General features: G+C 72.5%; 19 protein-coding genes. 8 read left to right on the top strand and 11 right to left on the bottom strand.

Annotated features, from left to right (window positions below; all coding sequences use genetic code 11):
- Window positions 1–55 precede the first annotated feature (55 nt).
- The 7 genes from ABD299_RS10450 to ABD299_RS10420 form a co-directional block, all read right to left on the bottom strand.
- Window positions 56–1456, bottom strand: a complete 1401-nt coding sequence (locus ABD299_RS10450) for an FAD-dependent oxidoreductase (RefSeq protein WP_344260765.1) — start codon at window positions 1454–1456, stop codon at window positions 56–58.
- Entirely contained in the window at window positions 1453–3609 is a 2157-nt protein-coding gene (locus tag ABD299_RS10445) for a molybdopterin oxidoreductase family protein (protein ID WP_344260763.1), read from the bottom strand. The genes ABD299_RS10450 and ABD299_RS10445 overlap by 4 nt, the downstream gene beginning before the upstream one ends.
- A complete protein-coding gene (locus ABD299_RS10440; RefSeq protein WP_425581306.1) occupies window positions 3602–5014 on the bottom strand; it encodes a nitrate/nitrite transporter in 1413 nt (470 codons plus the stop codon). The genes ABD299_RS10445 and ABD299_RS10440 overlap by 8 nt, the downstream gene beginning before the upstream one ends.
- Window positions 5014–6627: a class I adenylate-forming enzyme family protein gene (locus ABD299_RS10435; protein ID WP_344260757.1), complete on the bottom strand. Its 1614-nt coding sequence runs from the start codon at window positions 6625–6627 to the stop codon at window positions 5014–5016. Before ABD299_RS10435 ends, ABD299_RS10440 begins: the two co-directional genes overlap by 1 nt.
- Window positions 6628–6735: 108 nt before the next feature.
- Window positions 6736–7281, bottom strand: coding sequence for an SRPBCC family protein (locus tag ABD299_RS10430; RefSeq protein ID WP_344260754.1), 546 nt, complete (start codon window positions 7279–7281; stop codon window positions 6736–6738).
- Window positions 7282–7643: 362 nt separating this feature from the next.
- Entirely contained in the window at window positions 7644–7856 is a 213-nt protein-coding gene (locus ABD299_RS10425) for an FAD-dependent monooxygenase (RefSeq protein WP_344261009.1), read from the bottom strand.
- Window positions 7857–7874: 18 nt separating this feature from the next.
- Window positions 7875–9047 (bottom strand): 3-deoxy-7-phosphoheptulonate synthase, encoded by a 1173-nt coding sequence (locus ABD299_RS10420; RefSeq protein ID WP_344260751.1) that lies wholly within the window; start codon window positions 9045–9047, stop codon window positions 7875–7877.
- A gap of 1222 nt (window positions 9048–10269) precedes the next feature.
- On the opposite strand from ABD299_RS10420, the gene ABD299_RS10415 reads away from it, so the two are divergent.
- From ABD299_RS10415 to ABD299_RS10405, 3 genes are all read left to right on the top strand, one after another.
- On the top strand, window positions 10270–12288 hold the full coding sequence (locus tag ABD299_RS10415) for a helix-turn-helix domain-containing protein (RefSeq protein WP_344260749.1): 2019 nt from the start codon (window positions 10270–10272) through the stop codon (window positions 12286–12288).
- Window positions 12289–13049: 761 nt separating this feature from the next.
- Complete coding sequence (locus ABD299_RS10410; RefSeq protein ID WP_344260747.1) at window positions 13050–13397, top strand: ATP-binding cassette domain-containing protein; 348 nt, start codon at window positions 13050–13052, stop codon at window positions 13395–13397.
- A gap of 48 nt (window positions 13398–13445) precedes the next feature.
- Window positions 13446–13772: a hypothetical protein gene (locus ABD299_RS10405; protein ID WP_344260746.1), complete on the top strand. Its 327-nt coding sequence runs from the start codon at window positions 13446–13448 to the stop codon at window positions 13770–13772.
- Between the two features lie 105 nt (window positions 13773–13877).
- Here the strand turns inward: ABD299_RS10405 and wrbA are convergent, their stop codons facing one another.
- Window positions 13878–14489 (bottom strand): NAD(P)H:quinone oxidoreductase, encoded by a 612-nt coding sequence (gene wrbA, locus ABD299_RS10400; protein ID WP_344260744.1) that lies wholly within the window; start codon window positions 14487–14489, stop codon window positions 13878–13880.
- A 222-nt stretch (window positions 14490–14711) separates the two neighbouring features.
- On the opposite strand from wrbA, the gene rpmF reads away from it, so the two are divergent.
- From rpmF to rpsR, 5 genes are all read left to right on the top strand, one after another.
- Entirely contained in the window at window positions 14712–14882 is a 171-nt protein-coding gene (rpmF, locus tag ABD299_RS10395) for a 50S ribosomal protein L32 (protein WP_344260742.1), read from the top strand.
- A 9-nt stretch (window positions 14883–14891) separates the two neighbouring features.
- A complete protein-coding gene (locus ABD299_RS10390; RefSeq protein ID WP_344260740.1) occupies window positions 14892–16064 on the top strand; it encodes a GTP-binding protein in 1173 nt (390 codons plus the stop codon).
- 107 nt (window positions 16065–16171) lie between these two features.
- Window positions 16172–17065, top strand: a complete 894-nt coding sequence (locus ABD299_RS10385; RefSeq protein WP_344260738.1) for a class I SAM-dependent methyltransferase — start codon at window positions 16172–16174, stop codon at window positions 17063–17065.
- Entirely contained in the window at window positions 17062–18249 is a 1188-nt protein-coding gene (locus tag ABD299_RS10380) for a CobW family GTP-binding protein (protein WP_344260736.1), read from the top strand. The genes ABD299_RS10385 and ABD299_RS10380 overlap by 4 nt, the downstream gene beginning before the upstream one ends.
- Before the next feature lie 89 nt (window positions 18250–18338).
- Window positions 18339–18575, top strand: coding sequence for a 30S ribosomal protein S18 (rpsR, locus tag ABD299_RS10375; protein ID WP_344260734.1), 237 nt, complete (start codon window positions 18339–18341; stop codon window positions 18573–18575).
- Between the two features lie 58 nt (window positions 18576–18633).
- On the opposite strand, the gene ABD299_RS10370 is transcribed toward rpsR, so the two are convergent.
- The 3 genes from ABD299_RS10370 to ABD299_RS10360 form a co-directional block, all read right to left on the bottom strand.
- Window positions 18634–18792: a hypothetical protein gene (locus tag ABD299_RS10370; RefSeq protein WP_344260732.1), complete on the bottom strand. Its 159-nt coding sequence runs from the start codon at window positions 18790–18792 to the stop codon at window positions 18634–18636.
- Between the two features lie 152 nt (window positions 18793–18944).
- The gene (locus ABD299_RS10365; RefSeq protein WP_344260730.1) at window positions 18945–19559 is read right to left on the bottom strand and encodes a cell wall protein; all 615 of its coding nucleotides are present in this window, start codon (window positions 19557–19559) and stop codon (window positions 18945–18947) included.
- An 11-nt stretch (window positions 19560–19570) separates the two neighbouring features.
- Window positions 19571–19996 carry an RlpA-like double-psi beta-barrel domain-containing protein gene (locus ABD299_RS10360; protein WP_344260729.1) on the bottom strand — a complete coding sequence of 142 codons (426 nt, stop codon included), beginning with the start codon at window positions 19994–19996 and terminating at the stop codon, window positions 19571–19573.
- Window positions 19997–20002 lie beyond the last annotated feature (6 nt).

Raw genomic sequence — 20002 nt, 5'->3', positions numbered from 1 at the left:
GGGCGGCACGGGGCGGCACGGGGCGGCCGGCGGCGTGCGCCGGGCCGGCCCTCGGTCACCGTGCTGTCTTCGAGGCCGCGTCGAGCTGGCTGCAGATCCGGCGTACCTGGTCGGTACAGGTCCCGCAGCCGGTGGTGGCCCGGGTGGCGGCGGCGAGCGCCTCCACGGTCCGCGCACCCTGCTGCCAGGCCTGGTCGAGCTGCCTCCGCGGCACGTTGTTGCAGCGGCAGATGAGGGCAGCCTGCGGCAGCCTCACCTCTTCGGTGGTACTGCGCGCCGGGGCCCCGAGCAGGAGAGGCAGGGGGTCCGCGGGGACCGGCATCCGGGTGTCGTGGAGCTGGCTCAGCGCGGCGGGCGCCTCCGGCAGGCCCACCGTGACGGCGGACACCAGCCGCCCCGCGGCGTCCAGGTCCAGACGGGCGTAGCGGCCACGCGTCCGATCGCGGAAAGTGACGCGCCGGACTCCTGTCCCGGCTCCCGGGGCCGGGTGGAGGACAGCGACGTCCGCGCCGTGCCGCAGCCGCAGCAGGGGGGCCGGGGGGTGAAAGGCCGTGGGCCGCCCGGCCAGGGTCCGGGCGAGCGCGTCGGCCTGGGACCAGCCCTCCTCCAGGGAGCCCGTGTGCCCGCCTTCCGGCTCGGCGCAGTCACCGATCGCGTGAATGCGGGGGTCGCCGGTCCGCAGCAGCGCGTCGACGACGATGCCCCGGCGCACCCGGATCCCGGCCTCCGCCGCCAGCTCGGTGCGCGGCTGGGCTCCCGTGCACAGCAGCAGCCTGTCCCAGGCCAGTACCCGTCCGTCGTCCAGCGTGAGCTTGCCGGGGACGGCCGAGACGGCGGTCCGCCCGGTTTCCAGCCCGATGCCCTGGGCCGTGAGCGCGCGGGCCAGCAGTTCCCCGGCCGCGGCGTCCAGATGTCCGGAGAGCGGGTGCGGTCCGCGGTGGACCAGGACGGTCTCCCGGCCCGCCCGGCGCAGCGCCGCCGCGGCCTCCACTCCCAGCGGGCCGGCGCCCAGCACCACCACGCGGCGTCCGGAGGTCTCGGCGGCGTCGCGCAGAGTACGCAGGGGTCCGGCGCCCGGCAGCAGGCGTCCGCCCTCCGTCCGCAGTCCGGACAGCTCCTGGGGACCGGGAAGCCGGGGCCGGGCTCCCGTGGCGAGCACCAGTGTGTCGTAGCCGACGGCCTCTCCGGCATCGGTGAGCACCCTGCGGCGGTGCCTGTCCAGGGAGCGGACCCGTACCCGCGCGCGTATCTCCGTGCCTGGGGGCAGCGGGGGCATCGCCAGCAGGCGGGGTTCCGTCCCGGGCCTGAGCAGCCGGGTGAGCAGGGACCGGTGGTACGGAGGATGGGGCTCCGCGCCCAGGAGCACGGTGCCGTCCCCGTGTCCGAGGGCCGCCAGGCGTCCGGCCAGGCGGTGCGCCACGGGGCCGGCACCGACGATCAGCACCCGGCCGGTCATCGGATCTCTCCCGAGCCGGACGGTGCCGGTTCCAGCCGGACCGCACTCACCTTGAACTCCGGCATGCGGCTTCGCGGGTCAAGTGCTCCTCCGGTGATCAGATTGGCTCTGCCCTCCCCCGGATAGTGGAACGGGAGAAAGACGGTGTCGGAGCGTGCCCCCGGGTCGATCCGGACCCGGGCGGTGACGGTCCCCCGGGCGGAGGAGATGCTCGCGAGTGCGCCGTCCGCCAGTTCGTACCGGGCCGCGGTGTCCGGGTGGACCTCGACGAACGGCTCCGGTGCCGCGGCGAGGAGATCGGGAACCCGGCGTGTCTGGCTGCCGCTCTGGTACTGGGCGAGGAGCCGGCCGGTGACGGCCCACAGGGGGAAGTCCTCGTCACGGGTGTCGGCCGGGGGGCGGTGGTCCACCGGCTGGAAGCGGGCCTTGCCGTCCGGATGGGCGAAGCGTTCCAGGAAGAGCCGGGGCGTGCCCGGGTGTTCCCCGCCATCGGCCGCGGAGTCGAGGCCGGGTCCACCCTCCCGGGGGCCGGGGCACGGCCAGTGGAGGGCTTCCCCGCGGTCCAGCCGCCGGTAGCTGATACCCGAGTAGTCGGCCGGTCCGCCGCGTGAGGCGCGGCGCAGTTCGTCGAAGACCACCCTGGGCTCGGTGGGGTAGCGCTCGGGAGGTTCGCCGAGCCGGACGGCCAGCCCGTGCAGCACCCGCAGATCGCTGCGTACCTCCGGCGGCGGCAGGCGCACGGCCCGGCGTCGCAGGACACGGCCCTCCAGGCTGGTCATGGTGCCCTCCTCCTCGGCCCACTGGGTGACCGGCAGGACCACGTGCGCCAGCCGGGCCGTCTCCGAGGGCACGAAGTCGGCGACCACGAGCAGGTCCAGAGCCCGCAGCCGCTCGGTGATCCGGGAGGCGTCCGGTGCCGATACCACGGGGTTGGAGCCGAAGACGAGCAGTGCGCGGGGCCCGTCGTCGGTACCGAGTGCTGACAGCAGCTCGAAGGCGCTGCGGCCGGGCCCGGGAAGCCGGTCCGGTGGCACGCCCCACACGCGCGCCACTGCCCGCCGCGCCGCGGGGTCGGTGAGGGAACGGTAGCCGGGGAGCTGATCGGCCTTCTGGCCGTGCTCACGTCCGCCCTGACCGTTGCCCTGACCGGTCAGGCAGCCGTAGCCGCTGCCGGGCCTGCCGGGCAGCCCGAGGGCCAGGGCGAGGTTGATGAACGCCGAGACCGTGTCGGTGCCCTTGTGGTGCTGTTCGGCTCCTCGTCCGGTGAGGATGTGGGCCCGCCGCGCCCGCGCCAGCAGGCGGACGGCCTCGTACTGGGCGGCGGCCGGTACGCCGGTGAGTCGCTCCACCCGCTCGGGCCACCAGGCGGCGGCCCGCTGCCAGGCCTCGTCGAAGCCGGTCGTGCGGCGTGCCACGGTGTCCTTGTCCCAGTGCCCCTCGGTGACGGCGATGTGGAACAGACCGAGCGCGAGGGCGAGATCCGTTCCCGGCTCCGGACGCAGGTGCAGCGCGGCCCGTTCCGCGGTGGCGGTGCGGCGCGGGTCGATGACGATCAGCGCCCGTGCCCGGTTCAGGTGTCGCATCAGCGGGGGCATGGTCTCGGCCGGGTTGGCACCCGCCAGCAGGACCAGGTCGGACCTGCCGAGGTCGGTCACCGGAAAGGGCAGGCCGCGGTCCAGGCCGAACGCGGCGTTGCCGGCCGCGGCCGCCGAGGACATGCAGAACCGGCCGTTGTAGTCGATCTGGCTGGTGCCCAACGCCAGCCGGGCGAACTTGCCCAGCAGATAGGCCTTCTCGTTGGTGAGCCCGCCGCCTCCGAAGACACCGACGGCATCGGGGCCGTGGGCTGCCCGGATCTCGCGGAGCCGGGCCGCCACGGTGTCCAGCGCGGTGTCCCAGCCGACCGGGGCCAGGCGTCCGCCGCTGTCCCTGAGCAGCGGGGAGCGCAGCCGGTCCGGGGCGTCCAGTACGGTGCCCGCGGTCCAGCCCTTCTGGCACAGCCCGCCCTCGTTGACGGGGAACTGCGACGGGGACACGGCCACCGTCCCCGGGGTGCCGTCGGAGCCCGGCGTGCGGGTGAGGACGGTGCCGCACTGGAGAGCGCAGTACGGACAGTGGCTGTCCGTGCCGGGCGTGCTTCCGGGGTCAGACATGGGCCGCCGTCCGGTCGTGTTCGTCGTCGCGGGGCGAGAGCCTGCCGGTGCCCCGCCCGGCCGGGCGGGACATGTCGTCCGTGCGCAGATACCGTTGCCACACCACGAACGCGCACACCGCGTACCAGGCCAGGAAGGCGGAGAAGGCAAGGGTCCCGCTGCCGCCGTCACTGTACGAGGCCCGCAGCACCAGGTTGATGCCCGCGCCCCCCAGGGCGCCGATCGCTCCGGAGATGCCCATCGCGGCTCCCGCCAGCAGCCGCGCCCGGGCCAGCGCTGCCGCCCGGTCCCCGGGCAGGCTGGCCGCCTCCCGGGCGAAGGCGACCGGGAGCAGCTTGTAGACCGAGCCGTTGCCGGCGCCGCTGAGCACGAACAACGCGATGAAGCCGGCCGCGAACACCGCGAGAGAGCCGGTGGTTCCGGCGACCAGCAGGACCACGGTGCCGAGGCCCATCAGTGCGAACAGCACCAGTGAGACCCGGGCGCCACCCCAGCGGTCCGCGCACCAGCCACCGACCGGGCGGCTGATCGAGCCCAGCAGCGGGCCCAGGAAGGTCCAGGAGGCAGCCTCCAGGGCGCTCACCCCGAACTGCGTCTGCAGAACCAGCCCGAACGCGAAGCCGTACCCGATGAAGGACCCGAAGGTGCCGATGTACAGCAGCGAGATCCACCAGGTGTGACCGCTGCGTGCGGCGGCCCGCAGTCCTTCTCCGCCGGCGCTGCCGTCCGGGCTGTTCCCGGCCTGCACCCGAGGGAGGTTGTCCATGGCGAGCGCGGCCACGAGCGAGGCCACGACGATGAGCGGCAGGTACGTCGCCGCCACCAGGGCCGGATGGGTGTCACCGAACACCGCGATCACCAGCAGGCCGACGATGTGGACCGCGGCCACGCCCGCGTTGCCGCCCCCGGCGTTGAGTCCCAGAGCCCAGCCCTGGTGACGGTGGGGGAAGAAGCGGGTGATGTTGGTCATCGAGGAGGCGAAGTTGCCGCCCCCGGCCCCGCCCAGCGCCGCGATGACGAGGAACACCCAGAAGGGGGTGCCGGGCCGCTGCACCGCCCACCAGGCGCCCGTGGCGGGAACCAGCAGGATCAGGGTGGCGAAGACAGTCCAGTTGCGTCCGCCGAACCGGACCACGGCCCAGCTGTAGGGCAGCCGCAGCAGTGCGCCCACCACGGTCGGCACGATCACCAGAAGGAACTTCTGGTCGGGAGTGAAGTCCATGCCCAGTTCCGGGGACATGAACAGCACCAGCACCGACCAGATGCTCCACACCGAGAAGCCGATGTGCTCGGTGAGCACCGACAGGAGCAGGTTACGACGGGCGACGCGGCGCCCGGACTGCTCCCAGAACGTCTCGTTCTCGGGGTCCCACCTGGGCAGTTCCGCCCGTCGGCGGTCACGCATCATGTCAGCTCCCGGTTCGCTTCTCCGCCCGTGTCCCCGCCGCTCACGTCCCGTGGGTCTCGCGCGTTGAGCGTGCGGGCCAGCTCCAGCCGGCGGATCTTGGTGGTCGCGGTCTGCGGCAGTTCGTCCAGGCGCAGGCGGACCGGCTCGGCGAGCGGCGGCAGTCCCTCGGTGGCTGCCCGCCAGGACTGCGGCTCCAGGGGCTTGTCGTCTCTCGTGCAGACCACCGGTACGGGCGTCCCGTCGCCGCCGGGGATGATGATCACTTCCACCAGCTCGTGGAGCCGTGAGAAGAGCGTGTCCTCGATCCTGAGCGTGCTCCCGACACCCGGGATCTCGTCCACTTCCCGGTCCAGCAGGTGAAGGCAGCCCCACCGGGTGCGGTATCCGAGGTCCCCCATCCGCCACCAGCCGTCGTTGACCTGCTTCTCCCACCGCTGCCGCTCACCCAGGTACGTGACGATGCGTCCGTCGCTGCGCACCTCGATGTAGCCGGGAGAGCGCTCGGTGACGGGCTTGCCGTCCCGGCTGACCACCCGGACGCTCGTCATACCGGGGAACGGCCGCCCCACGCAGCGCCCTTCGGTCATGCCACGGCGGCGGCCGTAGGTGCGTGCCGCGATGGGGCCGACCTCGCTCTGGCCGTAGGCCTGGGCGAACAGCGCGTTGCGGCGGCGGGAGGCGGCGAGCATGCGGTGGACGGTCCGGGGGTGGATGGCGTCGAACGTGCTGCTGAAGTACTTGACGTTGGCCAGCGGCCGGGACGGGTGGTCCTCCAGTATCTCCCAGCGCAGAAAGGTGTTGGGGTGTGCCTCGATGACCCCGGGCGGTACCTGGGAGAAGATCTCCGCCACCGTTTCCGGGTCGTCGTCCCGCAGCACGATGAGCGGGTGGCCCTGCAGGACGGCGATCGGCATCGCGGTGAACATCCGGGAGTGCACGAACGAGACGTGGACCGCGATCGCCTCGTCACTGCGGACGCCGGCCGCGACGATGGTGGCCTGCGGGCGGTAGCGGGCCTGGAAGGTGAAGCCGGTGTGCACCGCCAGCTTGGGGATGCCCGTGGTGCCGGAGGTGTGGGTGATCAAGGTGGGGTGGTCGGGTGGCATGGGGACCGCGGCAACCCGTGCGGCGCCCGCCAGCCCGGCCAGCTCCCGGGCGCCGGAGCGGCTTCCTGAGGCCAGCAGGACCTGAGTGGCCGTCTCGAAGACCTCGGCCGGCAGATGGTGGTCCAGCTTGTCCTGGTCGGTGAGAAGAACCGGGCTGGGCACCCGCCGCAGCAGCGCGGCAACGGTTGTCCCGTCCAGCTTCGTGGAGAGCAGGACGGGGATGGCGCCGATCCGGGCGATGACGCAGGCCAGCAGGGAAATATCGAAGTTGTCCGACTTGTGGACGACGACGTGGTCGCCGGGGCGGACCTGCGCGGCCCACAGCCGTGACGCGAAGTCGTCCACCAGTGCGGCCAGCTGGGTGAGCGTCATGCGGGTGCCCAGCTCCGGAGCGATGTCGAGCCGGTGATCCAGTACGACGAGACCGACCGGATGGCGGGCTGCCGCCCGGTCGAAGACAGTACCCAGCCGTATGCCCCGGTTGCCCAATCGCTGAAGAAACATCTTGACGTGACTCCTGTCCTGGTGAGAACCCGGAGACCGGCCCTGTCTCCGGTGACCTGCTGTACGGGCGCCGCCCCGGACCGTTCCGGTGCGGCGCCCCGGAGACGTTCAGGACTTCTCCACGACCTCCTTGATGCGGGTCAGTGTCTCGCCCAGGTCCTGGACCAGCTTCTCGGTCCACTCCTTGACAAACCGCTCCCTGCCCGGTTCGTCGAGGTCAGCCGTGATCTTGTGAATCCCCGCGGTGGCCTTGCCCATCCGGAAGTGATGCACCAGGGTGGTGCCGCCCTGCGGGGCCAGGCTGGTGTCGAAGCCCCAGATGCTCTCCTGGTCCTCCTGGGCGTGACTGAGCATCATCCAGCGGAAGGTGACGCCGCGTTCGGCTGCCACGACCCGGCTCTCCGTGTACCAGGTACCGCGGACCAGCGGGGCCCAGGCAACGACCTCGGGGCTGCGCAGGTTCTCGCCCCTGAACACGGAGCCGACCGCGCGAGGCGCTCCGGACACCCAGGTGCCGCCCTGGCACTCGGGGCTCCACTCACCGCTGCGACCGAGGTCGCTCACCACGTCGTACACCTCCTCGGGAGTGGCGTCGACGTGAATCTCGGCGCTCAGCTCGAAGAGCGGGCTGCTGTCGATGACGGAAACGGTCATGGCATCCTCATTTCACGGGATTTCGGGGTTGTGATTCCGTTCGGGCTCTGCTGCGGTTCACGCGGATGGCCCGGTCAGGGCCCGCCACCGTGTGGCGCGTGCAGGATGAAGCGGCGTCCGCGAGGCCATCTCGTGGGTGCTTCCGCTGAACGGGACCCTGGAGCCGGCCGCGGACCTACTGCTCCCTCCATCCGCGCCGATCACGAAGGGCACCACAGCTCGCACCACTGAGCCGGCCGCCTGCTCCAGCACCGCGGTGGCGGGCGGAGCGCCGGCGATGGCGGCGGCGGGCGGGAAGTCATCGAGGCAGAGCAGCCGCACCCCTCGTTCGGCCTTCCCGCCCGGAGAGGGCCGCCGCCCGGTCAGCAGTAGCTGAAGGTGTCGGTGCGGGCCGAGGGCCGCCGCGCCTCCTCGTCCACACCGAGGTCGTCCTGGATGTCCATCGCGCGCGGCCGCAGCGAGAGTGCCTCGGGCACCGACGTGGGCTCCGTCGCCCGGTCGATGATGCGCACCCGCACGTTCCTGCGGAGCGGCTCGCTGACGGTGAACAGCCCGGTGGGACCGGCCCCGGCGATCTCTGGGACACGGCTCGGTCACTCCTTCCACGCCGAGATGACGGACGCCGCCTGGTCGGGATTGAGACGGGGGTCGCAGTGGGTGGTGTACCGGGGAAAGGTGTGCGGGCCGCTCTCGGCACTGGTCACGCATTCGGTGACATCGTCCGGGGTCACCTCCAGGTGCAGCCCGGCCGCCACGCCGCCGGCCGACCGCACCGCCTGGACGAAGGCGGCCACTTCGGCGCACACATCTGTCAGGAAGCGTGTCTTGCGGCCGCCGTCGGTGGTGACCGTGTTGCCGTGCATCGGATCGGTCAGCCAGCACACCGGGTGGCCGGCGTCGCGGACCGCGCGTACCAGCCCCGGAAGCCGCTGGGCAACGGTTGCGGCGCCCATGCGGGCGATCAGCGTCAGCCTGCCGGGCTCCCTGTGCGGATCGATCCGCTCGCAGAGCGCGAGCAGTTCCTCGGTGGTCGCACCGGGGCCGACCTTGCACGCGACAGGGTTGGTAACGAGCGACAACAGGGCGACGTGCGACCCGTCGGGCTGCCTGGTCCGTTCCCCGATCCACGGCCAGTGCGTGGAGGTGAGTACGCGCCCGCCCGCCGGGTCGCGCCGGACCTGCGGCACCTCGTAGTCCAGCACCAGCGCCTCATGGCTCGCCCACATCGGCGACTCGGCGCCGGCCGCCGGGTGGCGGGCCTCGACCCCGAAATGCTGCATGATGTCGTCGGCCGCGTCGTGACAGTGCAGCATCCGCTTCGGGTCGTGCCGCCGCTCGGCGGGCCGGGGCACCGGACTGTTCACCAGATGTCCCCGGAACGATGGGATGTCCCTGCCGTCCACGCGCTCGACGGGACTCGACCGGGGCTTGGCGAACTGCCCCGCGATCCGGCCGACCCGGATCACCGGCTTGCGCGTGATGATCTTCAGGGCCCCGGCCAGCAGATCCAGTGCGGCGGCCTTGCGCATCACATGGCCTCTGCTGGTCTCCGCCGGGTCCTCTGCGCAGTCTCCGGCCTGCAGTACGTTCACCCGTCCGGCGGCCGCCTCGGCCAGGAGTGAACGCAGTCTGCGGACCTCCCCCGTGCTCACCAGGGGCGGCCGGGCGGCGAGTTCCTCACGCACCTGGGCGAGCAGATGATTATCTCCCCAATCCGGTTGCTGCTGCGCCGGTCTCACACACGCTTCCCGTACGGACTGGTCCATGGTTCTTCTCCCCGACGTGGTCGGCGGTACTCAGGACTGTATGAATCCACGCCGCAGGGCAGCGGCGATTTCCACCGTTCGGCGGGCTTGGTAATTCCATGGCAGCCAGCTGGTCATCGTCCACATTTGCGGGCTGATTCCGTGACGTGCTGCTGACTCCGTGAGAATTCTTGTTCCTGGGAGCGAGCTGAATGGCGTCGGCCACGCCGGGCGGCATGATGATGGCCCCCCAGTGACAGAAGGCGTTGTTCAGGGCGAGCAGCGTGCTTTCCTGGCCACCGTGCAGGGCGGCCGAGGAAGTGATGGATGAATCACCTTGCCGACCAGCCCTTCCTGCTGTGCGGGGGAAGCGTCCGGTCGATGAACTGCTTGAGCGGACCGGCGGGGAGACCGTAGCGGCCCGGCACGCCCCAGGGCGCCATCCGCCCACTCCAGGTCGTCGAGAGCGGCCGTCTCGCTTTTGGCGGTGGCGGCGCTGCACTCCTCGAAGAGCTGGGTCCGTATTGACCATAGCCGACATACTTCGGGACCACTCCGCGGAACACCAGTCCGGGCCCGATCAGTTCGTCAGGTTTCCTGGAGTCCGTCAAGTACTGGAAGGAACATGACGAACTCCACCGGGCGTGAGCCGCCGCAGGTTATCCTGTGCCGCACTTCATGCCTTCCCCGTCTCTCGGGCCGGGCACCCAAGTGAGGGCGTGGACGGCAGGACGGGACGGCCGAAGGTTCCGGGACGACTGCGGAGCCCGGGCGGCGGCTGCGAGGGCTGGCACGTGTTCGCGCTCAGGGCCACGGCCTCACCGCTCCGAACCTGGCTCCACCGTGTGCATCCTGAGCGGGTTGGCTCACCGGTTCCGGATGGTCTTCCGGTGTCGGCAGGGGTGGGCGCCGGATGACCGTCTCGGTGGCGGAGTCCCCGAGGTCCTTCGGGTCGTGGGTGGGCAGTCGGACCGGCTGGTCAGGTGCGCGGACAGTGGCCGACAGCCGTCCACAGGTTCTCCGGTGCTCCCAGCCGGGGCGGGCCGCCATACGCGATCGGATCGGAGTCATCGGCCGCCGCGAACGTCGCCATCGCCGTGTGGGAAGATTTCACTGACGAAGTGCCCTTGCTGATCGTGCGTGCTGGAAGCCTGAGGAACTCCCATCATCGCAGGCCACAGGGCACTTCTAGCGTTCTGCCCGCGTTGGGCGATCAAAGACAAGCATTGACTTCGGGGGATGGGTGGCTCAGCAAGCGATCCATGAGGGTGCCGTCGCGGCGCTCGAACTGCTCGCGGCGGGCGCGCAGGACGAACATCTGGAGGAGGCACTCGAAGAACAGCCGGCCGACGGGAAGAGCGGTGCGGGACAGGACGCACGCGATCGCGTGCGTCGCGCGGTCCTCCAGCTTCGCCGGCGGCTGGAGAGCGTTCAGCAGCGCAGTGCGGCACTGACCTTCCTTCTCGACACCGCCGTCGACCTGGCCGAGCAGGAGATCCTGGCCGACGCCCTCGCCGTGCTCACCCGCCGGGCACGGATGCTGCTCGGCGCCGACATGGCCTGTGTCGCCCTGGGAGAGGGCGCGGCCCTGTCCGGCCCGCTCGTGGTCCGTGCCGCCGGCGGCCATCTCTCACCGCTGACCATCGGCCTGCGCGTCCCCGAGCATCTCGGTCTCGGGCAGCGCGCACTGGAGTCCGCGGTCCCCGTGTGGACCTCCGACTTTCTCACCGACCACACGTTCGAGCACCGCGCGGTCACCGACGACATGGTGCGGGCGGAGGGGCTGCGCGCGGTCATCGCCACGCCGCTGGTGCACGCGTCCCGGCACGTGGGCGTGCTCTACACCGCCTGCCGCGCCCCCCGTCAGTTCAGCCGGGAAGAGGTGGCCTTGATGAGCACGCTGGGCGAGCTGGGCGCCGCCGCGGTGGTCCGGGGCGCCGCCACGGACGCCGCGAACCTGCGCCTGCGGAACCTGCCCCGCGACCAGGACAGCACCACCCGGCAGTTACTCAAGGTGTCGGCCGACAGCCTGGCCGGCCGGCAGCTGATCCAGGCGGCCCTCGAGGGTGCCGGGCCGGCAGCGCTCACGAGGAAGTTCGGCCGTCACATGCGCGCGGCAGTGCGGGTCTGCGCACCCGACGGCGAAATCCTGGCCGAGACAGGCGAACTGCCTGGCCAGTGCGGGGACCTGATCGCCGCCGCCACCCGGGCACACGCGCGCGGACACGCCGTGCGGCACCCGGACGGCGCGTGGACGACCGTCGTCTTCGCCGGGGAGCAGTGGCTGAGCAGCGTTCACGTGCGGTGCGCGCGGTCATCGCCCCGGCCGGACCAGGAAGCCGGCGGGACCGGCACCGCCCGCGACAACGAGAGCAGTCCCGGTGCGTCCGGCAGCGAAGAGGCCACCCTGGGCAACGCCGCACACGGCGGCGAACCACCCCCGCTACTGACCCTCTTCGTCCAGGCCCTGGCAGTGTCCCACCTGGTGGCTCCCGCTGCCGGGGTCACCGCCAGTCAGGACCGCGCAGAGTTGCTGAGGCTGCTGCTGGACAGCACCAGCGAGACCGCTGAGGCACTGACACAGCGGGCCTCGCGCCTGGGAGTGAACCTGCGACAGCCCTACGTCATGCTCGCCGCCCGCCCCCAGCACGGCCCCGCAGGCAGCGCGCAGGTGTGGGCCGTCTCCCATGCCCAGCGCACCAGGGGCCTTCACCTGATCCGCGAGGACTGCGTCATCCTGATGCTTCCGGGCCGCGATCCGAACGCGGCGGCGCATGCCGTCAGCAGCGAGCTCTCCCAGGTGCTCGGCCAGCCCGTGACAGTGGGCTCGGCAGGCCCGTCGGACAGCCCGGAAAGCGTCCCGAGCATCTTCCGGGAGGCACGGCGCTGCCTGGAGGCGATGGCGGCGATGGGCGCCACCGGGGTCGGCGGGTCGGCCGCCGACGTGGGGCTCTTCGGTCTTCTGCTCTCCCGGGGCGACGACGTCCCTGCGTTCCTTGATGCCACCATCGGCCCACTGATCCGTTACGACAAGCAGCATCTCAGCGAGCTCACGGGCTCCCTGGAGGCCTACTTCAACGCCGGCGGGAGCCCCACTCACGCCGCCAAACTGCTCCACGTGCACCCCAACACGGTCTCCCGGCGACTGGAACGCATCGGCGAACTACTGGGACCGGAATGGCAGTCACCCGAGCGCGCGCTGCACATACAGCTCGCCCTGCGGATACTCCACATCGGGTACGGGCTGCGGTCGGGCTCCTGAGGCCTGATGACCGCCGGTGGCTCCCGGGCCGGCCGGGGACACCGGCGGCACCCACCGGACGGGCCGTCCGGCGGAACGGCCGCCGGGCGCCGACGCCTCGACCGCGCCGCCGGGGCCGCCGTCCTCGCCGTCCTCCATCCGGCGCTGCTGCCGCTGCTGTTGCTGGCCTGCGTTCCGCAGGCGGCCGCCTATGTCCGGGCCGCCCGCGTGCGTTACCTGGCGGCCCTGGCCATGTCCGGGCACTCCCGGATGCTGCACCGGCTGCGCTGGGAAATGGTGCACGGGGAGGCCGGGGCGGAGATGCGCGCCCGCACGATGGCCCCGTTCCTGCTGCGCCGCTACCGCGACCTGGCCGGCCCGGATCAACAGGGCCGAACGTGCCGCCGCCGACAAGGGGGCGTGGATGGGGCTGGCCGGCGCGGGAGCGGGCGGCATCGCCTCCGCGCTGGTCTGGGCCACCCTGCTCTGGCTGCTGTCCACGGGCCGGATGGAACTGGCGGATGCGGGCGGCGCCGTCTTCGCCCTGCAGACCGCCACCGGCTCCGTGCGAGGGATCGTCAACGGAGGCGCGCGCCTGCTGCGCACCGGCCGGTACGTCCAGGACTGGCGGAACTTCGTGGACACCGCGGGCGGGGAGGCCATGAGCGCTTCCCGGGGCTCCGTCCAGGCTGTCTCCCGCCCGCAGCGGTTCGAGCTGCGGGAGGTGATCTACCGGTACGACGGCGCGCCGGCGGAGAGCCTCAGCGGTGTCTCCCCCGCACGTGTCATGCGGGGAGAACGGCTCCGGCAAGACGACGCTCTCCCGGGTCCTGTCGGGTCTCTATCTGCCCACCGGGGGCGAGGCGGCCTGGGACGGCATCCCGACGCGCGATCTGGACCCGTGGCAGGCGTGGCGGCACGTGTGCCTGGTCCCGCAGGACTACGTGCGCCTCCCGCTCACCCTGCGGGAGAACGTCACCCTCGGGCAGGGGGACAGCCGCGACGCGGCCGTGCTCGCCACCTGCGAGGCGTCCGGGGCCGCGGAGGTTCTCCCCGGCCTGCGGTCGGGCATCAACACGCTGCTGGCCAACGAGTGGCTCGGCGGCCAGGAGCTCTCCGGAGGGCAGTGACAGCGGGCCGCTCTGACCAGGGCCTACCACCGCCCGGCCGGTCTGCTCGTGCTGGACGAACCCACCGCCGCCCTCGACGCGCGTGCCGAACACCGGGTGTTCTCCGGTCTCCGGGGCCTCGCCCGGGACCGGGCCGTGCTGCCGATCACGCATCGTCTCGCCAATGTCGCCGTGGCCGACCGCATCGTCGTCCTGAACCGTGGCCGCATCGAGCAGGAGGGGGATTTCGACCGGCTGAGCACGGAGCCGGGACTCTTCCGGGAACTGTGGCAGCTCCAGCAGCGGGCCCCCCGCAGGCGGGGTGCGGCGGACTCCGCCCCGGCGCTGCCCACGCAGAACGGGCGCGCCGCGGCGGCCGGGGACGCGGTCTCGTGACGCTGCGCGTTGCCCCGGCCCCGGCCGGTGATGTTCCCGCTCACCGGCACGTCCCCCGCCGCACGCGTCCCCCGCCGGCACGCGTCCCCCGCCGGTCCGGGAGTCTCAGGCCGGGGTGAGGCGGGCGGCGGTGCGGGCGACGAGACCGCCGAGGAAGCGCGCGGCCTCGAACTCCGCCTCGGTGGGGGCCAGTCCGGACGGGCCGCCGGCCTGGGCGACCGCGCCGTACGGGCTGGAGGCGTGGTACTGCACCTCGTCTCCGTAGCCGGGCGGAACGATCAGCATGCCGAAGTGCATCATGGCCGTCAGCAGGTCGTGGACGGTCTGCTCCATGCCGCCGTGCGGGGTGGAGGCGACGGAGAAGGCGGCGCCCACCTTGTTCTGAAGGCCGCCGTTCACCCACAGGCCGGCGGCATCCTCCAGGAAGCGGCGCATGGCGGCGGACATGCCACCGAAGCGTACGCCGCAGCCCAGGATGACGGCGTCGGCCCAGACCAGGTCCTCGCCGGTGGCGACGGGGTGGGGCGCGACGCGCTCGGCGAACAGGACCCCGATGCCCGGATCGGCGGCCAGTTCCTCGTCGCCGCGCAGGTCGCGGACGCGCAGCAGGCGCACCTCGTTGTCCTCCGCCTGTTTGGCCGCTCCTTCGGCGACCGCGGCCGCGAGGGAGAGGGCGGATCCGGCGAGGCTGTGCGCGACCACTGCGATCTTCGTCATGACTGCTGCTGCTCCACTTTTCGTTCCTGGGGGTGAGCCGGAGTGCGGCGCCGCTGCTGAACAGAGCGTCAGCTGTCCGACCGGCGGAGCCAGTATCGGTGCAGGAGCCACCGGCCGGCACACCGGCCGCCGGATCGGTTCGGAACCAGGCCGTTCGCAAACGACATCCATTTCCATGTAGCGTGGTATCCCACGTCCGTCCCCGTGTCCTGGAGGTCCGCCATGGCCGTTCCCAAGCGGAAGATGTCCCGCAGCAACACCCGCCACCGCCGCGCGCAGTGGAAGGCCACCACCCCGCAACTGGTGCCGTTCACCCTGGACGGCACCACCTACCTGGTGCCGCAGCGGCTGCTCAAGGCCTACGAGCGCGGCCTGCTCAGCCCCGAGAGCTGACGGGACGACATGACGCGCGAACGACTGCCGGTGACCGTCCTGTCGGGCTTCCTCGGCGCGGGCAAGACCACCCTGCTCAACCATGTGCTCGGCAACCGCGAGGGCCTGCGGGTCGCGGTGATCGTCAACGACATGAGCGAGATCAACATCGACGCGGCCCTGGTGCGCGGCGGCGAGGCCGCGCTGTCGCGGACCGAGGAACGCCTGGTCGAGATGACCAACGGGTGCATCTGCTGCACGCTGCGCGACGACCTGCTGGAGGAGGTGGACCGTCTCGCCCGCGAGGGCCGGTTCGACCATCTGCTCATCGAGTCCAGTGGCATCTCGGAGCCGATGCCGGTGGCCGCCACGTTCTCCTTCCCGCGCGACGACGGCGCCACCCTGGCGGACCTGGCCCGGCTCGACACCATGGTCACCGTCGTGGACGCCGCCAATCTGATGCCCGAGCTCGCCGGCGGGGACGCCCTGACCGAGCGCGGGCTCGACCAGTACGAGGACGACGAGCGCACCGTCAGCGATCTGCTGATGGACCAGATCGAGTTCGCGGACGTCCTGGTTCTCAACAAGCTCGATCTCGTCGACGCGGGGACGGCCACCAGGCTGCGGGCCGCCCTCAGCCGCCTCAATCCCGTCGCCCGTATCGTCCCCGCCCGGCACGGGCGGGTGGCGGTCGGCGAGGTGCTAGGCACCGGCCTGTTCGACCTGGAGCGCGCCCAGCAGGCACCGGGCTGGGTGCGGGAGCTCAACGGCGACCACGTGCCGGAGACCGAGGAGTACGGCATCTCCAGCACCGTCTACCGTTCCGGCCGCGCCTTCCATCCGGGCCGGCTGTGGACATTCGTCACCGAGCGGCTCGACAGCGGGGACTTCGGGGACGTGCTGCGCTCCAAGGGCTTCTTCTGGCTGGCCGGCCGCTCGGAGGTGACAGGGCTGTGGTCCCAGGCCGGGTCGGTGGCCCGGTTCGAGCCCTCCGGCGCCCGCGAGGAGAGCACCCCGCAGGGCCAGGAGCTGGTGTTCATCGGCACCGGCCTGCGCGCCGAGGCTCTGCACGCCGCCCTCGACGACTGCCTGATGACCGAGGGGGAACAGCTCCCGCCGCACGACCCGTTCCCCGCCTGGGAGACGCACGGCTTCGACGACGCCTGCGAACACGAGGAGCCCGGGCTGCGGCTGCCGGCCTGAGACGGCGGGCCGGACGGCTTACCCGCCGCCCTCCACGCCGGCCGGGGCGGGCGCACGGGCGCACCGGCACCGGCCGGCACCGGCACCGACACCACTCGGAGGCGCTGATGAGCACGTACCGCGTACAGCCGGGGACGGTCCAGGAGACCCTCCTCATCCCCCTCTACGGCCGGGCCGTGGAGAGCCGCAAACCGGAGCCCGCCCCGCGGGACCCACGGGCCGAGGAGATCGTGGCGGCGATCGACTACGACTTCGCCCGCCTCGACGGTCTGCAGAGCCTGCTGGGCTCCGTGCTGCGCACCAGCCTGTTCGACCACTGGGTGCGCGCATTCCTCACCGAGCACCCCACGGGGACCGTGGTGGAGATCGGCGCCGGCCTCAACACCCGTTACGAGCGCGTGGACAACGGCCGGGCCACCTGGTTCGAACTGGACCTGCCGGACGTCGCCGAGCTGCGCCGGGTGTTCCTCGACGACACCCCCAACCGGCGGATGCCGGCCGCGTCCGTGACCGAGGAGTCCTGGACCCGGGAGGTCGCGGGCGCGGGCGGGCCGTATTTCTTCAGCGCCGAGGCCGTGCTGCCGTTCCTCGACGAGGCGGCCGTGCGCGGCGTGGTGGACATGCTCGCCGAGCGGTTCCCCGGCTCCCTGCCGGCCCTGGACACCTCCAGCCCGTGGATCGTCGGGAACCAGGACACCCACGACGCGCTGAGCAAGGTGGCCGCCCGCATGCGCTGGGGCTGCGCGGACGCGGCGGAGCTCCGGGAGTGGCGTCCGGGGACGGAGGTGCTCGCCTCGCACACCCTGGTCACCCTGCCGTCCGCCCTCACCGCCGCGCTGTCCTCCTCGTACCGGGAGATGCTCGGCCGGTCTGGCCGAGCAGCGCCTTCCCCAGGTCGAGGGCTACCGGATGAGTCTCCTGCGGCTGGCGTGACGCGGGAGCACGGTCCGGGGGACCACTTGACGCTAATGAAAATCGTTGTCATATACTGGACCTCATGACCAGCACCGAACCATGCCCGGACCCACGGCAGGCGGCCGGCGGCGCGCTCCCCGTCGTCATCGTCGGCGGGCTGCACGCGACAGTCCGGCGGCAGGCGGTCGAGCGGCTCCTGCGGTCCGTTCCCGGCAGCGTCTCGCTGCACCACGACCTGTCCGCGGCGGCGAGCGGCACCGTGCGGCGGGTGCTGCGGGACGCGGCGGGCGAGACCGCGTCGGACCCGGTCCCGCTCGTCAACGACTGCGCCTGCTGCGCGCTGCGCGAGGACCTGGTGCCGGAGCTCCGGCGCCTGGCCGGGGACGACTGGTGCCGCCTGGCGGTCCTCGAACTGTGGGATTCCGTCGAGCCCCGCGGCATGGCCGAGGCCCTGGCCGAGCACGGCGGGGACGCCCTGCGGATCACCGGCGTGCTGACGGCCGTGGATCCGGCGCTGGTGGTCTCCTTCCTGGCCGACGGCAACGACCTGGCCGACTGCGGGCTCGCGGCATCTGCCGCCGACCAGCGCACCGTCGGCGACACCTGGGCGCGGCAGCTGGAGTACGCGTCCGTCCTCGCTGTGGCCGACAGCGAGGCCGCCGACGACGAGGACCGGGCGATGCTGGCCCAGCTCCACCCCACCGCCCGTCAGGTGCCCGTGGACGGCCCGGAACTGGTGCGTGCCGCGCTCGCCGGGTTCGACATCGCGGCGGCGGCCGCCGCGCAGCACCCGGCGTGCGCGCTGCTGCCGCAGGAGGCGGACGAGTCCGGTGTCGCCACGCTGGTGTGGCGGGGGCACCGCCCCTTCCACCCGGAGCGGCTCTACGAGGCGCTGGAGGATCTCGCCTGCGCGGCGGCCCGCAGCCGCGGGCGGTTCTGGCTGGCCGACCGCCCAGACACCCTGCTGTCCTGGGACGCGGCCGGGGGCGCGCTGTGCGTGGAGAACGCCGGGCCGTGGCTGGCGTCGCTGCCGGACGCCGCGTGGGAGATGGTGCCGCCCGAGCGCCGGGCGGCGGCGGCGCTGGACTGGCACCCGGAGCACGGGGACCGCTGCCAGCACCTGGTCTTCGTCTCCCCCGGGCTGGACCGCGACGGCCTGGAGCACCTCCTGGAGGCGTGCCTGCTGACGGACGAGGAGTACGCCGCCGGCCGTGACGCCTGGAGCCGCATCCGCTCCCCGTTCGAGAGCCTGCTCGACCCCGTCTCCTGACGCCCGCCGCTGCCCGGCGCCGGCACCATCCGCCGGCGGTGGGCATCGGGAAGACACCCCGCACCCGACTCACCGGAAACGGAAACCCCATGCCCCGTCGTCACGACTCCCGCAAGCCGCTCAAGTCCCGCCCCAATCCGCTGGACCAGGCGGGCATCACCTACATCGACTACAAGGACACCGATCTGCTGCGGAAGTTCATCTCGGACCGGGGCAAGATCCGCAGCCGGCGGGTCACCCGGGTCACCGTGCAGCAGCAGCGTCGGCTCGCGCGGGCGATCAAGAACGCCAGGGAGATGGCACTGCTGCCGTACGTGAGCCGGTAGGCACTGCCCGCGCCGTCCCCGGGCCCGGGCACCCACGTGCCCGGGCCGGGGACGGGCGTCAGCCGGCCACCGGCAGCCGACGGCCGTCGGGCCCGGCGTCGTGCAGGGCGGCGGCCATCACCTCCTCGGTGTCCGGGTCCACCACGCTGACGCGGACGGCGCTGCCGCGCGGCCGGTCCAGGTGGGCCGCCGCGTCCAGGGCGAACAGCACCGCCACCGGGCGGCCCCGGTAGGTACCGGTCGGAGCGTTCCGCCGGGACGAGCAGGGAGCGGCGCACCAGCTTGCCGGTGCCGCTCGCCCCGAGCAGGGCGGCCGGCAGCAGGGGGAGAAGTGCGGCTGTGTGGGTGATCATGTCCTGCCTCCCCGGCTCAGTGTCCGACGGTCACGCGGACCAGGTCGACGGAGTTGTCGGAGGGCCGCCAGGCTCCCAGGACCTGGGCGGGCTGCCCGATGCGCAGCCGGGTGAGGTCGGAGGTGAGGGCGCCGCCGGCGTAGGAGGCGGAGGTGTCGGGGAGGGTGCGGCCGATGAACGTGTGGCTGCCGTGAGCGAGATGGAGGCGGCCGCGTTCGATGCCGCGGATGGTGGTGTGGAGGTTGACGATGTTGACCCAGACGGCGTCGGCGGCGATGGTGCCGTCGGGCATGGGGACGCCGCGGGCGTACATGCCGTCGCCGGTGTCGATGGCGTCGGCGGTGGTGGGGCGGACTTTCCAGATGCTGGTGGCGTTGGTGAGCCGGATGCGGTGGCTCTCTCCGTGCGAGCCGGCCACGTGCAGGAGGCTGCCGTCGATGGCGGTGACGCGTCCTTCGGCGAAGGAGGTGTGGGCTGTCGCGGGGTCGAGGGAGGGGGTGGGGGCGGCGAACGCGGCGTCGGCGTCCAGGGCACCGAGGGCGGAGGCGCCGACGATGGTGGCTCCGCCGAGGGCAGCGGAGGTGAGGAAGCGTCTGCGGCCCAGGCCGTCACGGGAGGGGGTGGAGGTCATGGGGGTGCTCCTCACCCGTGGATCAGGACGGGGAGCTTGCCGGATGCCAGGTCGCCGATGGCCGAGTAGGCCGCCGGGGTGAGGTCGAGGACGCGGTTGACGCGGCAGTTCCCGCCGCAGCAGGTCTGTTCGCCGCACCACAGCCGCATGCGGGGGCCGCAGTCGGTAATGGTGATGCAGACGGTGGCGCCGGAGCACTGGTGGCGGACGTTCATCACCGATCCGCAGCCGCGGCGGGGGATGTTGCCCTCGCCGCAGAGGTCGGGGCGGGTGATGTCGTAGCAGGCCTGGGAGGCGTTGGGCCAGGCGCCGTGGTTGGCGGAGGAGCGGCAGTTGCCGCAGGCGCCGCCGCCGTGGGTGCCGCACGGGCCCCAGGCGTTGCCGCAGCAGAACCAGGTGGTCTCGCCGGCCCAGAGGTTTCTGTTGGAACAGGCCACGGTGGT

This window comes from Streptomyces sodiiphilus (assembly GCF_039529215.1).
Taxonomy (GTDB): domain Bacteria; phylum Actinomycetota; class Actinomycetes; order Streptomycetales; family Streptomycetaceae; genus Streptomyces; species Streptomyces sodiiphilus.
This window is presented reverse-complemented; position numbering and strand designations above follow the sequence as displayed.

Coding starts and splice junctions, on each gene's coding strand:
- ABD299_RS10450 (WP_344260765.1), bottom strand. CDS start 1,456: ATGACCGGCCGGGTGCTGATCGTCGGTGCCGGCCCCGTGGCGCACCGC.
- ABD299_RS10445 (WP_344260763.1), bottom strand. CDS start 3,609: ATGTCTGACCCCGGAAGCACGCCCGGCACGGACAGCCACTGTCCGTAC.
- ABD299_RS10440 (WP_425581306.1), bottom strand. CDS start 5,014: ATGCGTGACCGCCGACGGGCGGAACTGCCCAGGTGGGACCCCGAGAAC.
- ABD299_RS10435 (WP_344260757.1), bottom strand. CDS start 6,627: ATGTTTCTTCAGCGATTGGGCAACCGGGGCATACGGCTGGGTACTGTC.
- ABD299_RS10430 (WP_344260754.1), bottom strand. CDS start 7,281: ATGACCGTTTCCGTCATCGACAGCAGCCCGCTCTTCGAGCTGAGCGCC.
- ABD299_RS10420 (WP_344260751.1), bottom strand. CDS start 9,047: ATGGACCAGTCCGTACGGGAAGCGTGTGTGAGACCGGCGCAGCAGCAA.
- wrbA (WP_344260744.1), bottom strand. CDS start 14,489: ATGACGAAGATCGCAGTGGTCGCGCACAGCCTCGCCGGATCCGCCCTC.
- rpmF (WP_344260742.1), top strand. CDS start 14,712: ATGGCCGTTCCCAAGCGGAAGATGTCCCGCAGCAACACCCGCCACCGC.
- ABD299_RS10390 (WP_344260740.1), top strand. CDS start 14,892: ATGACGCGCGAACGACTGCCGGTGACCGTCCTGTCGGGCTTCCTCGGC.
- ABD299_RS10385 (WP_344260738.1), top strand. CDS start 16,172: ATGAGCACGTACCGCGTACAGCCGGGGACGGTCCAGGAGACCCTCCTC.
- ABD299_RS10380 (WP_344260736.1), top strand. CDS start 17,062: ATGACCAGCACCGAACCATGCCCGGACCCACGGCAGGCGGCCGGCGGC.
- rpsR (WP_344260734.1), top strand. CDS start 18,339: ATGCCCCGTCGTCACGACTCCCGCAAGCCGCTCAAGTCCCGCCCCAAT.
- ABD299_RS10365 (WP_344260730.1), bottom strand. CDS start 19,559: ATGACCTCCACCCCCTCCCGTGACGGCCTGGGCCGCAGACGCTTCCTC.